Source organism: Siphonobacter sp. SORGH_AS_1065 (assembly GCF_030818595.1).
Taxonomy (GTDB): domain Bacteria; phylum Bacteroidota; class Bacteroidia; order Cytophagales; family Spirosomataceae; genus Siphonobacter.
The window spans coordinates 1,175,639-1,190,632 of the sequence record NZ_JAUTAM010000004.1; the positions used below are offsets into that span (position 1 = coordinate 1,175,639).

At 41.1% G+C, this 14,994-nt stretch carries 6 protein-coding genes; all 6 read right to left on the minus strand.

Features of this window, described 5'->3' with window-relative positions; all coding sequences use genetic code 11:
- Positions 1 to 123: 123 nt before the first annotated feature.
- Entirely contained in the window at positions 124 to 1,047 is a 924-nt protein-coding gene (locus tag QE390_RS05525; RefSeq protein WP_307141397.1) for a hypothetical protein, read from the minus strand.
- 1,013 nt (positions 1,048 to 2,060) lie between these two features.
- The gene (fabF, locus tag QE390_RS05530) at positions 2,061 to 3,308 is read right to left on the minus strand and encodes a beta-ketoacyl-ACP synthase II (RefSeq protein ID WP_307141398.1); all 1,248 of its coding nucleotides are present in this window, start codon (positions 3,306 to 3,308) and stop codon (positions 2,061 to 2,063) included.
- The gene (locus QE390_RS05535) at positions 3,305 to 3,856 is read right to left on the minus strand and encodes a TetR/AcrR family transcriptional regulator (protein WP_307141399.1); all 552 of its coding nucleotides are present in this window, start codon (positions 3,854 to 3,856) and stop codon (positions 3,305 to 3,307) included. The genes fabF and QE390_RS05535 overlap by 4 nt, the downstream gene beginning before the upstream one ends.
- A gap of 319 nt (positions 3,857 to 4,175) precedes the next feature.
- Positions 4,176 to 7,343 carry an RICIN domain-containing protein gene (locus QE390_RS05540; protein WP_307141400.1) on the minus strand — a complete coding sequence of 1,056 codons (3,168 nt, stop codon included), beginning with the start codon at positions 7,341 to 7,343 and terminating at the stop codon, positions 4,176 to 4,178.
- Between the two features lie 831 nt (positions 7,344 to 8,174).
- On the minus strand, positions 8,175 to 8,597 hold the full coding sequence (locus tag QE390_RS05545) for a hypothetical protein (RefSeq protein WP_307141401.1): 423 nt from the start codon (positions 8,595 to 8,597) through the stop codon (positions 8,175 to 8,177).
- A gap of 1 nt (position 8,598) precedes the next feature.
- A complete protein-coding gene (locus tag QE390_RS05550) occupies positions 8,599 to 14,811 on the minus strand; it encodes an FG-GAP-like repeat-containing protein (RefSeq protein ID WP_307141402.1) in 6,213 nt (2,070 codons plus the stop codon).
- Positions 14,812 to 14,994 lie beyond the last annotated feature (183 nt).

Below are 14,994 nucleotides of genomic sequence, written 5' to 3' on the forward strand. Positions count from 1 at the left end.
ATTATAAAATAAGTAACACACTAAAAATAGTGTCGAGCAAAACTAAGGTTTAATTTATCTGTTTAGTATGTTCACTATAATTTTTAATAAATTATTTTTCAAAGATTAAATCATTTATACATTTTATTCTACTATAAGTTTCTTTGGTAATATGGGCATTAATTCTTTTATATGAAAACCAAAATGTTCTACTAACTTCTGATAAGACTGCGTTTCTGCTCTTTCATACAAATTGATATTGTTTTGCGTACTCAGTCCTGAGTTTTCTTCCCCCTCTACACCCGTCCACACATGAGTAGCATAAGGATCGATAGAACTATTCTTAAATCGCAGGCCTTTGTGATTAAGAATACTAAACCAGCGGGTCGCCGTATCTAAACTCATATCACCAAAAATAGGGTCCTTTACATAAGGCCTTACCTGCTTTAAATCAATCAAAGCTGCCCATTCATTCAATCGACACTCGGGTAAAGGCCAGGATTGATTATTAGCAGCAAAGTGCTGGTAGATTTCCTTCCGCGGAGCATAGAACTGCTCGCTTAGCTCTCCCAATTCCTTCCAATCAGGTTTGTAGTCGCTATACGCATCTGGAGTACATTTTTTAGCGTAAAAAGCCGGGCAATTCCAGCATTGTCCGATAGGCCCTACACCCGCAAAATGTCCCGATTTCATTTGTGCTAAATATGCTTCCAGGATATCCCCGTGAAAAAGCATGTCATTATGAATGGTGAAGAGGTAGGGATTTTTACTCTTCTCAAAAGCATATTGATAACGAATCGATCTTCGGTAGGGAGTAAACCAATGCAAAGATTTACGGCTAGCCTTGTGTCCCATATAAAAACGAGGCTTCACATGAATAATTCGATCTTTAAAATGCCTGGACAAATAAGAAAAATCAGAATTATTAGGCTGGACTTTCTCTTCAATCAAATAGATTCTATCAATCCATTTACCAGAATGCTCTAATAAAGAGCTAATGGCTACTCCGGTCATTAAGGGTTTGCCATATACTTGTATAGCGACATCTACGGATTTTAAGGCTGACATAATTAGCAGGAAGGAATCTTGTTGCAAGCATCAAATATAATCTTTAATTCTACAACTAGTAGATTATATCTTCTATCCCGAAGCCATTTATACTTTATATTAAGTTTTAATTTGATATAAGTATAACAATAATAGATCAATAATTGAAGTCAATTCTATAAGAAGAAGGTATTCAAGTTATTATGAAACATTTACTCAGACCTAATATCTTTGGTAGTAGCTTAGCTATATTAATGAATTGAAAAGAAAGTAGTTAATCAATGTACTGGCCCAGCGTCACAAACGGTCGTAGCTTTGAAAAAGCAATCTGGTTTTCAATGAAGTTTCTGGTTTGGGACAAAGATTACCTGTTTCCACTACAGTCTTTGCAAGAAAATTTCTGATCTAAGCCTCTTATTTTATTACCAACGCTTAAAACAAGCTCGTTTCAACGACCGATGCTAGGTTTCTGTAATCCATTCATTGGCCTAAACTTGAGCATTGATAGTATTTAATGAAAAGTAGACTACTGCTTAGGATGCAAACCAAGATAATAACTTCAACGATTTGAGATTTTCTGCATCCAGTACAACGGCTGAGTACCATACTTTTGAACATACATAGAGCTACCATGAAATGGCTCTATGTTATCAAATTTAAAACTAACTTTACTCTTCTGCATATTGAAGTCTCCCTCGAAGAAATCTTTATTTAGAAAGCGTGCTCATGGTATCACAATTTATAGTTAGCACGTACCCCCTGTCTTGCACATCTGAAACATCAAGCACCATTTTAACAGTTTGTACTTTTATATGTAGCCCATCTAAGTTTGAACAAATGTCATTACAGTGTAACAGAGCAGTAATAAGCGAATAGTTCGGTAACGTTAAATAGTGTTTATCTATTATGCCTCCAACTTATAGCCTCTACCATCATTCACAAACGAATCTCGTGCAACGCTGATTAAGCCATTACCATTTTATCTATTCATAGTTGACTTTAACAATATCCATTTTCTTTTTCTACTCTAACTACTACCCTTCAAACTTCTTAAACACCACAGTTCCGTTATGCCCACCAAAGCCAAAGGCATTACTCATGGCTACTTTCACGGGGTATTCCTTGGTCTGACCCAGAACGATGTTTAACTGAGAAGAAATCCGGGGGTCTAGTTCCTCTGTATTAATTGTCGGCGGAATTAAGCCGTCGCGAATCGATAGAATGGAAATGATGGCTTCTGCCGCTCCCGCTGCTCCTAACAAATGACCCGTCATGGATTTGGTAGCACTAATTTGTAAGTGATCGGGGTGAGAGCCAAAAAGTTTGGTAATAGCCGCGATTTCACTAACGTCTCCTACGGGTGTAGAAGTCGCATGCATATTCAGATAATCCAGGTCAGCTTCATTCAATTCGCCATCCTGCAAAGCCAGTTTCATGGCCTGATAAGCTCCGAGCCCCTCAGGATGCGTGGCCGTCATGTGATAGGCATCAGCGGTCATGGCTGCTCCGGCCAATTCGGCGTAGATATACGCTCCCCTGGCTTTTGCGTGCTCGTATTCTTCCAAAATCAAAGCTCCCGCTCCTTCCGCCATAACAAAACCATCGCGGTTGACATCAAAAGGCCGTGAAGCCGTGAGCGGATCATCGTTGCGGGTAGACATGGCTTTCAGAGCACTAAATCCCCCTACCGATGCGGGGGTAATCGGTGCTTCACATCCGCCCGTAACCATTACTTTCGCTTTGCCCCAACGGATGTAGTTAAAAGCATCCATAATAGCCGTGTTAGAAGTAGCACAGGCGGATACCGTGGTATAATTAATGCCCATTAACCCGTGGCGAATAGAAATCATTCCTGAAGCCATATTGACGATGAGTTTGGGAATAAAGAAAGGACTAAATCGCGGGGTGTTATCAGCAAGCGTATATTCACGAACCTGCTCTTCGAAGGTTTCCATTCCGCCCTGACCCGAACCCCAGATCACCCCCGCATCGAAGGGGTTCATCTGGTTAAAATCCAGACCTGAATCAGCAATGGCCTGGTCGGCCGCAATAAGGGCATAGTGCGTGAAAGGATCATTGCGACGAATGTCACTTTTATCCAGGTAATCGGAAGCCTGATAATCCTTTAATTCGCAGGCAATCTGGGTTTTAAATTTTTCGGGATTGAACCGGGTAATCCGGCCTGCTCCACTTTTGCCCTGGGTGACGTTATTCCAGAAAGTGGTTACGTTATTTCCCAGCGGAGTCAAAGCTCCCAAACCCGTAATGACTACTCGTTTCATGCTAGTATATCAGACAATAATTGTTGACGTATGCGGCTGTAGAGATCTGTTTGCTGCACACGGGAAAGTGATAAGGAAGAAATCAGACTAGAAATCAGCACTAAAGCCCGGTCGGAGGCTTCCCCTTTGAACTGAAATACCTGTTTGGTTCGACCCTGTTCCAGGCAAGCAGTTAACCAGTCAAGAATGACCCGGCTCATCCGTTGAATTTGGGCCTGCATGGCGGGAGAAAGCGTTTCAAAATCGGGGGCTAGTGATCCCATCAAACATACCATTCCCTTTTCGTAAGAGTTTCGGTAAATGTCCATGAACAATTCAATCTGCTCCTTCTCCGATTGATCACTCCAGCTACTGCTTAATTGCTGAAAGCCCAATACCATTTCTTCAATCACGCTCGCTCCCAGTACTTCTTTACTGGGAAAATGATAATGAATGGCTGCGTTCTTTATTTTTAGTGGAGCCGACAAATCCGCGTAACTAAAGGCATTATAGCCTTTAGTACGAATCAACTCCTCCGCCAGATTCCTGATTTTATCTTTTGTCTCCATAGAAATTTTGGTAAACTTACTTACTAGTAAGTAAATATACAAATAAAAACTCAATACGATTGAGAGTCATGAGTTTAGTTATTCAGAGTCATTAAGCCTTTGAAGTAAAGATTTATCAAATAATCAACGCTTTGTAGAGGCTTAGCTCATTGCAGAATTATTAAAATTCATAACCTTTCCATTTTATATCTTACTAGCATTACTCATGGAGTAGTAAATGATCCACTTTATATAGACTGTAACTTAAAACGATGGCTTCTTTTTAATAAAAAACCCCAAACAATTAGATGCTTGGGGGTTTCTAAGCTTTAAAATCCTTTTATTTTTTTAGTAAAAGTTGCTGGTACCTTTCTCCTGTTTCAGTTAAGACATGAATTAGATATGATCCAACTGGAAGATTTCTAATATCTATCTTACTTTCTGTCGATTCTAGTAAGGTACGCCCCTGCATATCAAAAATGGTAGCCTGTTTGACCTTCTGGCTTGATGAAAGTTGCAGTTCTACAGTACTCTCAGCTGGGTTAGGTACTAACAATAATTTCGTAACTGGCTCAGAGATCTCATATTGAGATGCTGCTTGCCGACCCATACTGTTGCTAGGACATGTAGCAGGCACGAAGACCCATCGCTGGTTGCCATTGCCCGCATACCCCTGCTGTGCGGCATTGCCTCCGTCAGACACACTGAAGCCTCCGATCTCTACGCACTTGTTGCTGGCATGCGAAGGCGTCACCCGGAACCCACCGTACTCGTCATTGACATAGCTGATGCCAAACTGCTGGTTGCTGCCCCCTCCATAGCTGTACAGCTTCAGGATCGCTCCGTCACTTTGACTGGCTCCGTCAATATCCCAGCCATACCCCGAGCTAGTCGAGATGATCTTCATCAATCCCGATCCCACCGACTCCACCTTCCAGAGCTGATTGTTCTGACCGTTACTTGTGTACTGTTGCAACTGCGTATTCAAACCCCGATCCTGTAGGTACTTCTCTGACTGAAAGCCCTGGATCCGGTAACACCCCGCGGCAATGCTCGTGGTCACCTGAATACTTACCGTAGCCGAAGCACTACTCGTACACCCATTTGCCGAACACGTCGCCGTGTATTGCATACTCGCGGCGGGACGTACCACAAGGCTACTCCCCGTTTGCCCATTGCTCCAGGTCACCGTGCCCGAACAGCCACTGGCCGACAAGGTTACTTTCTGACCCGAAGTAATGCTCGTCGCACTTGCACTCACACTCGGGGCACCCGTTGCACAGCCTCCACTGCCCTGGCAGACCCCAATCACTTTGGGACTACCCGATAGTTCCGTTTGCGTACCCGCAAACTTCAGCGATACGCTTAGCTGGGTGCCATTCTTCACCGAAGCGGGAATACTGTAGCTAAAGCCGTACATATTGTAGGAACCCGTTCCATAGTAACTAGCGACATCGGCACGGGACACGTTGGTTGGAATGGTAGCCGTCTTGGTGCCATTGATGTACACATCCAGACTTACTGAGCTTTGCGTATTACCACCGTCGAAGGCCCAGCCCCAGATACTCGTACAATCGCCCCCATCTACTTGACTACGAGGTTGGCTCACCTGACCCGTTGCTCCGCAGCTCACCGTCAAGGTTACCTGCTTCTGCTGGGAAGTACACCCACTCTTACTCGCCGTTACCGTGTAGGTGTAGCTACCCGCTGTACCAGGGGCCGTCAGACTCACCGAACTGCCCGAGCCCGTAAAGCCATTAGGTCCACTCCAGCTATAGCTCACCCCCGAACAATCATTGCCCGAGCAGCTTGCCGATAAGCTTACCGTTGCCCCACAACTCGCCGAAGCCGTTGAAGGCGTACTCACTGTAAAGGCACAACTGCTCGTTGATGAACAGCCTTCACTCGGCTGCTTGAAACAGACCGGAATCTCATCCGAAGTCAAAGGCGTCACCCCCGAAGCCCAGCCATTGTTATTGCGAAGCATGTATAACCAGTCCAGGGCTCGACTTTCTCCCCCCGGTTCAAAAGCAATGTACTTGCAGTTACCCACCACTTTCACATACAGGGCCTGACCAGCATTGACCCCATTGGCATGGCCCAAAAGCTGATTGTTCGTGTAATTACACGTTCCCGTTGCTCCGCAGCTCACCGTCAAGGTCACCTGCTTCTGCTGAGTAGTACACCCACTCTTACTCGCCGTTACTGTGTAGGTGTAGCTGCCCGCTGTGCCAGGGGCCGTCAGACTCACTGAGCTACCCGAGCCCGTAAAGTTATTAGGTCCACTCCAGCTATAGCTCACCCCCGAACAATCATTGCCCGAGCAGCTTGCCGATAAGCTCACCGTTCCCCCACAACCAGCCGAAACCGTTGAAGGCGTACTCACTGTAAAATTACAGTTACTGGCACTGCTCCCAATAGTGAAGGTGTTATAGCCATGCCGAGAGTTGCCCGAATCTCCCGTATCTCCTACGTACAAACGATACACCGTTCCCGAAACCAGATTATACGAAGCCAGATCCACATCAAACACGCCCGTACTGCTAGAAATGTCCGTGCCGTAACCGATGTACTGCATATCCGAATCACGGTAGATGTACCACAGATACGTCCGATTGCCCGAGTAAGGATTCGATATCGTTACCCGCTTCTTGGTACTAGCCTGACCCGTAATGCCACTAATCGCTACCTGTAACCGATTGCCCACCGTAACGGTCACCCCACTCGAAGCCGGGCTGCTACAACTGCCCACCGTACAGGTCGCTGTATACGTAGTCGTTGCCGTAGGACTCACCTGAATGCTACTCCCACTTTGTCCACTGCTCCAGGTTACCGTCCCCGAACAATTACTCGCCGTCAACGTGGACGACTGCCCTGAGTTGATGCTCGTCGCACTCGCACTCACATTCGGTGCCGCCGGCGTACTACAGCCCCCAGGACAGCTTTCACCCGGTTGCTTGAAACAGACCGGAATCTCATCCGAAGTCAAAGGCGTCACCCCCGAAGCCCAGCCATTGTTATTGCGAAGCATGTACAGCCAGTCCAGGGCTCGACTTTCTCCCCCCGGCTCAAAGGCAATGTATTTGCAGTTACCCACCACTTTCACATACAGGGCCTGACCAGCATTGACCCCATTGGCATGACCCAAGAGCTGATTGTTCGTGTAGTTACACGTTCCCGTTCCTCCGCAGCTCACCGTCAAGGTCACCTGCTTCTGCTGGGAAGTACATCCACTCTTACTCGCCGTTACTGTATAGGTGTAGCTACCCGCTGTACCAGGGGCCGTCAGACTCACCGAACTGCCCGAGCCCGTAAAGCCATTAGGTCCACTCCAGCTGTAGCTCACCCCCGAGCAATCATTACCCGAACAGCTTGCCGATAAGCTCACCGTTCCCCCACAACTGGCCGAAGCCGTTGGAGACGTGCTTATGGCAAAATCGCAACCAGATGTAGTGGCCTGCTTAACCCTGGCAATGCGGTTACCCGCTGCATCGTAGGTGAACTTCACCTGAGCCAATGCTAGCTGAGTAACTAAGCAAAAAATAATAAAAATAAGTAGTTTTTTCTCATTGAAAAATAAGTAATATATAACTTTAATTTAAAAAACTATTACACAGATCAATTACAGCCATTGTTATATTGTTGTATCTAAGTAATAACAACATAACTCTTATGATTGAATAATTTTCTACTTAACATACTTAATTATATTTTCTCGTAGGATACTAATAACAAATAAACCTTACTTCAATTAAATATTTCTTATATAATAAACTATTAATAAACATTTAAAATCACCCTTCTAATTAAATTTTATTATAAACAAATCGTTAGTTAATTATATACCAGTCAAAATATTCCACCCTTACCTCTAATAAAAAACATTCTTTTGTAGATAAAATACCTGTATAAATTCTTACTATCATTTAATACATAATTCAATTATAAAATATTGACAAATAATCAACAAACCAATACCTAAAATCATCAACTACCTATATATATTCATAATCTAAAAAAATTTACTAAGCTACGCTCTTTCGGATTTGTAATCCGAAAGCCATCTGTAAGGGATTTATAATCCCTAAAGTAATGATGACTGCCTCTTATCCAGACGCGATTTCATCGCGTCTCTACTTGAAATGCTTGATCGACCTCTTTTCGGATTGGCAGTCATCCACCCGGGTTGGCATCCTCACCAAACACTAGGCTCTTATTGATGGCTGGTGAGGACACCAGCCAGGGCGGGAACAACTAGAACCTCTGAACAGATTCTTAACAGATTATTTTACCATCGTTGTTGGTGACGCTTTGCTAAGCACAAGCAACGATGGTAAAATTATTCATTTTCATACTTAGGAATATTTTTTAACATATCAATATATTTGCCTCGGAGAGAATCAGGCATAGAAGCTATATCATCTATTTTACATTTGTTCAGTATATTTCCATCCTTTGTATCTAATAGTACATAATTGATAGAGTCTGGATTTATTTTACTTACATCATGGTCTCCCCCTAATTTTTCACAATAAGAAGGATCAATAGTGCATATCAAAATGAGTGGACTTTCAACTTCATAATGTATTACTGTGCTAATCATAGTAAATGTTTTTTTTGAGCCACTATGACCTCTAATGTATTTATAACAATTACCTTCCCTAACATATAAATATCCGTTAGGCAGGCTATCTACTCCATCACTTAAATTACAAGCAGTTAAAGTACTTGCCAAAACGAACAATAATACTAACTTTTTCATTTTAACGACCATATCTAGATGCATTAAAAAATTCCCATTTTTTAATTGGAACTGTTCCATTAAATTTAATAAAATATGGTTTACCAACCCCTGCTTTCTGAGCACCAATTTCTGTAGCCCAATTTCTAAGTTTAGTTAATACGGAAGTGCCAGGATGTTCTTCAAAATTATAAAAATCATCTAGTATCCTAGCTTCTGTAGATGCTGAATTTTCCCTACTAAGTAAAATATTTCCTACTACTCTCCCATATCTATTAGTAGGATCAAATACTGTTTGCCTCGAAGCTTGGTCATTAAAGAATTCAACGTCATATACATACGGTATTACTTTTATAGCATCTATATTTAAAGCCTCGCCATTTCCTACTTTCCACCATAAATTGGCTTCTTCAAGTGTGATTTCTCCATCAGAAAGTATCTTTCTTTTAATTTTTTCTCTGTATTTACTAGGGTCAATATCAGTTAATCTATGCATAGCATGATTAAATCCAGCCACAATCCCAGCCTGTGCGGCTCCTTTCCAAAAATCACCACCACTTAGCTTTGAAGCAATTCCTCCTAATAAGGCAGAAGCTCCAATTTGGGCACTTACAGGTAGATTACCCGTTAAAGAACCTACCACCGAACCTGTCATGCCAGCTAAAAAACCAGACCCAAAATTCCCGCTTTGTGCTCCTGATACCACTCCTCCTACTATACCATGAGCAACTGCCTGAAATCCTACTCGAAGCAAGGGATTGACAATGGTAGTAGCCACTTCTCCAATACCGGTGGCAAAGCCGGAAGAGATAAAACCCGCCACGGTAGACATTCCAAAACTTACCCAGCTCCAATTGTCAAATCCCCCTTCACTAAAAGCAACACTAAGCGTATAACCTACTGCTCCTACTATTGCTCCGATCACATTATTCCAAAACTGGCCTGTTGGATCATTATACTTTAGTGGATTATTAAGTACATAAGAGTATCGGTTGTAACTCTGAGTATTATCCGGATCTTGTACAAAATTATCCGCATTTAACATTCGTCCCAGTACCGGATCATATAATCGCCCATTCATATTGATGAGGCCAAACTCTTCCAGGTGTTCATGCCCAGTATATCCCCGGTACAACCAGTCACAACTACTACAAGTAGCGACATTCGCATAGTCCCAGGTAGCAGCATTCCTTCTTCTTCCCCAGGCATCAAAGTTTTGATCTACTTCAACACCTCCACTAGCATTAGTGACTGTCAGAATCGATCCCAGGTGATCCGTGTAGATATAGTGGTAGGTATCAGTATTGTTTTCCCGAACGACAATGGCCACTAAACCTGCCGGACTAGAGATGTAATGAATAAACTTGTTATTGCTTTTTTCGTATTCACCTAAATAGTAGCGGGTATAAACGACATTACCATCCTTCTTGAGCACGCCCTTAATCCGCTCATACTCTTCTCCATAGGTATAATCCAGTTCATAGCCATTCTCACTAATCTTCTTGGGTTGCTGAAACGACGTATAACTAATATCCTGCTGTAGCCTGGGAATGACTGACTTTGGATTGCTTACTGTCTCTACTGCATTGGGTTTACCCGATACATAAGTGTAGATGCCTGCATCAGTTTTCGAATCAATATTACCGGAGGAAGTATAGTTAATGGAATACGTAGACGACAAACCCTCGACCTGAGTCGTTAGTAATCGATCCAGATTATCGTAAGTAAAGTTCTCCTTTTTGTTTTTAATGAGATCCTCACGATTATTTAGATTACCCGTCTGATAGTTCCATTGCAGCTTCAGGTTTTGTACACCACTAGTTTGATAGAGCGTCGGATATCCATTTTCATAATTAATGGTCGAGCTTTTCCCGTTGCCTAAATTGTACGTTTTGAGTTGCCCCTGACCATTGAGCGTGCCCGTCTGGTAAAGCGTAACGCTTTGGCTACTATTGGTGATCTTGGTTAAATACCCCTTGTTATTGTAATGATGGATAGTGCCATAGCCTGAACCATACATGGTAGTCGTTACCTGTCCGACAGAATTATAACCAAGTGTGGTAATATAAGCGGTTCCATCAATGGTTTGCTTTTCGGTTTGTACCCGACCCATGTTATCATAGGTATACTCTTTAGTTTCTCCCGAAAAGCCCGTTACTTTCTCTAGTTTGTTAAGTGAACGATTGGTAGTCGAATTGGTAGTATAGTATTGGTAGACAGTCGTTCCTTGACTATTGGGTTCTACTCGCTGAGTCACTCGTCCCAGCTTATCATACTGCAAGGTATGCGTTTCTCCCTTGGCATTAGTTTGGCTTGTTAACTGACCCAAAGCATTGTAAAGGTATGTTGTCGTCCCTGCATTTTGATCGATAAGCTTGGTTTGATTAGTCTGCTCATCGTATTCACTAGAGGTTACTACGACATTATCTTTTTTAACCTCCTTTAATTTACTATGACTGTAATACGTATACGTTAGCTCACCCCCGTCATCGGTAGCTTTAATGGTTTGACCACTTGCATCGGTTGTTTTGGTTGAAACCTTGCTTTGAGATTGTCCCGGTTTGGTAGTGGTTACCGTCAAATTCCCGTTTTGATAACTATAAGCAAGAGTAGTCGTACCAAAAGCAGAATGAGTAATGCTTTGAGGGCGATTGTAGATATCGTATGATGTAGAGGTAGTTAATATTGTTTCTCCTGGCAAATAAGGTTGTGTAGAAGACGCCATATTACCCCGATTGTCATACTGCTGAATTTGGGTAATCCAATCGCCATTCATTGCTTCAGTTTCCGTTTTAAGTGTTCTTCCTAAAACGTCCACATAGTTCTTTTCAGTAGGCTGACCAGGATGTGTAACGGTTGTATAATAGATTTGATTACCTGAAACCGCCCAGGTATAAGTCTGATTTATGGTATATCCCTCCGGAACAGTAGTAGACTGCGTACGGCCAAAAGTATCGTATTGATAACTTGTCTGTAAACCATTAATACCAGTAGTAGTTAAAGGCTTCCCCCATTTGGCATCATAGGTAGCTGAAGCCGTTTGACCTAATTCATTAGTAGAGTACTCAGCATAGCGTCCTTTAGCATCATACATTACAGAAGTGCTTCTTGACTCCATCCCACTAGGAGCAATCGTTTCACTAGTTTGATTACCCAGGTTATTATAGCCATAAGTAGTCTTGATGGATTTAGACGTACCTACAAAATTTACTTTTTCATAAAGTTGACCAATGGAAGTATAGTCAAAATTGGTTCGTATAGAGTAAGCATTCTGTCCGCTTCTCGTCTTGGTCACTTCACTCCATTTAGGTAAACGAGGGGTAGTGGTGATGCGGCTTTGATAGTCATTATAAGTAGTGAGTGTCGTTTCAATAGGGTTACTTACCGTCGAAGTCAGTACATTACCATAGTTATCATAAGTAGTAGATGTGGTTGTCGTTACGTTAGACAACCCATCTAAAACACTACTAGTTTTACTTTGATAGAGATAGCGTTTATTTCCTTTACTAATAAATTCGCCTAGCTGAGTTGATTTGCTTAGCAATTCCCCAGTCGTCAGTGAAAACGTTGTTTCTTCAAAAGGTTCAGGAACAAAATAGGTCGTGTTAAGTTTGCTTTCGGATGTACTTCTAACCTGCATTACCAAGTTGTCAGAAATAACTTTCGTAAATCCTAAGAATCCACGTCCACCCCGATGTAAGCGAGCACCTTCATAGGCATACTTAATTGTAACTATACCCCCTATTCCATCTTGTGATTCGGTTGAAGAAACGACTTGAATAGCGGGCTGAATGATATTGAGAGGGTAGTTAGAGGTTTGGCTTCCCTTAGAATAGAGTACACCTCCCTTACTTAAACTTTCATAGTTCCACTTGGTAATGTGATTGAAACCATTTTTGACTTTTTCGAGCAGAAGTTCTTTTCCATCTTTATGAAATAATAAGGTATTAACTTTATTATTTTCAGAAAATACTAAATCTATTCGGCCATCTCCATCTACATCAGCATTTATTGATGGTATGTATGTATGGCCATAGTAAGGTTGATTTCCACTAGTGTATTCAACTTTATCCTGAATTCTTTTGTATAAGAAAGCATCTCCCTGACTATAGTAAATATCTCTAGCAGAGTTAAAATCTATCAATAAATCTTCTGGTGTACCAGAAGAATAAGATACGTATTTTTTAGTCCAAGAATGTATAATATCAGATTTACCATCCCCATTACAATCTCCAATTACAATATCATGAACACCCACTTCTTCTGGGCTATCAGGATAATAATTAATAGTAAATGTGGATGTACTAAATTCTTTTCCTGTAGAAATAGCCTTAACAAATGAAGTATATCTTGATGAATAAGAAAGAACATCGTTTTTACCATCTCCATTAAAATCTCCTACATATAAATGTTGATCTTTCGTAAATAAAGAATTTGAATAATAGATACTACGAACACGAGTTGAAGATTCGAAAGTATAAATTTCAGATTCAGAGCCCCATATTAGAAGAATATCACTTTTCCCATCGCCATTAAAATCTAACACTCTAATGTCATCCGCAGTCCACCAATCCTGGCGATGTACATCACCACCAAACGTCATTATCAAATCATTAGTATCTAGGTTATTAGGTTTATTATCGTAATAAAAAAAAGCGTAATTAGGGTTATTTTTATCCAGTTCATTACCTAAAATAGTTATATATTCAACTATCCCATCTCCATCAAAATCTCCTGTATAAAAGAATCTTCCATTAGAAGGAATACGAGAATATATATCATATCTATTATAAAAAGAATTCCACACTTCAGGAGCCTTTTGACTTTCCTGCAAAAATCCATTTCCAGTACTTTTATATACAATTATATTATCTAACCTACTATGCGGATCTGACGGGCTTGCAACATATTGTACCCCCGTTAATATAATATCATCTCTGCCATCGCCCGTAACGTCAGAAGGACTAAGTCCTTTTATAGTAGGTATACGATGTTCATTGTAGAAATATGAGCTAGTAGTAGGTAGATTTTGTTCATTATACAAAGAATAGCTACCGCTTACTACATTTCTTTTCCAAACTTTGAACCCTGTTACATATTCGATTCCCGTAGAGGAAGTAGTGGTAGACGTAGTCACCATTTCGCTAATGCCATCCCCATCATAATCTCCACTTAATAATGTATTATTAGATGTCTGAATGCTAGTGAGTGACTCAACAACTTTATCTGAAGTCGAGTCTCCATACTTAAAAATAGTAGCGTTTAAAGCTGAACCATCTGTACCTTTTTCAGTAACCTCCTTCAGAAAGGTATTTATATTATCCCAGGCATAGGTAAAATAATAACTCTTGAAAGCACTATTTTCATTGGTTATTGAAATGTAATCCAAAAGATATTTACTAACCAGTGCTGATCCTCCCATGTAAATGGTTGTAGCTACATTTCGAGGAGTATAAGAAAACTTAACTTTATTGTAAGGCAATAACCCAACTGATGCATTGCCCGTATAACTAATTTCTTCAATTCTAAAATCACGATCACTATTGGTATATTTAAAAGTGATATAGTTTCCGCCAGGTTGGGTAATCTTATTTATTTGCCATAGAAGGACTTCAGAACCGGCTTCATTCATTACTTTGGAATCTGACGTATTTCCAAACTCCATTTCTACACCTTCCTTAGTAACCACTTTGAACCAGGAAGGTCCAGACCCAACACTACCATTAGAGGTAATAGTGGCAAAACTTTCAGCTTCTGTACCGTAGGTAGTTCCATTAGCTCCATAATTTCCTGACAGGCTCAATAAGCGTGATCCATCTAATGCAAAACGGTCATTAGCATTAAGTTGAATTGGTGTAATAGTATTGTCATAATAATTTGACTGTCCTACTCGGCTAATAACCGAGAGGCCACTAATATTCCAACCTCGTCCTAGTGCTCCATCACCACTCAGTGAGTTGTAATTAATGGAAAGATTAGGAACAACTCCATTCGTCCCCGGAGGTACAACGATAGGAATACTATAAGTAGCAGCCCCTGATGAAACACCACCTGATCCCGGTGTTGCTCCAACAGCAAGCGTTGTATTTATACTTCTGCCATTAAAACTATCATTGGTATGTAATTGAGCATATCCCTTATTGAGATACGCCGTAAAGATTACAAGAACTAATCCTTTCAGGACTAAGAAGAAATTATTAATAAGTATATTTTTCTTCATAAAAAATGATAACATTCTGGAACTAGTTTGTATTTCTAACTGTCCAAAGTATTAGTATTATTAAAATTTCAAAAAATCACTCCATAGCCATTCTGCTATATCTAATTTTAAGATACAGGCAGTATTAGTCATAGCTATAGCTATGATACATTCAAAAGCCTATTAGGGTATTAGGTAACAAATCCTACGAAATAAGGA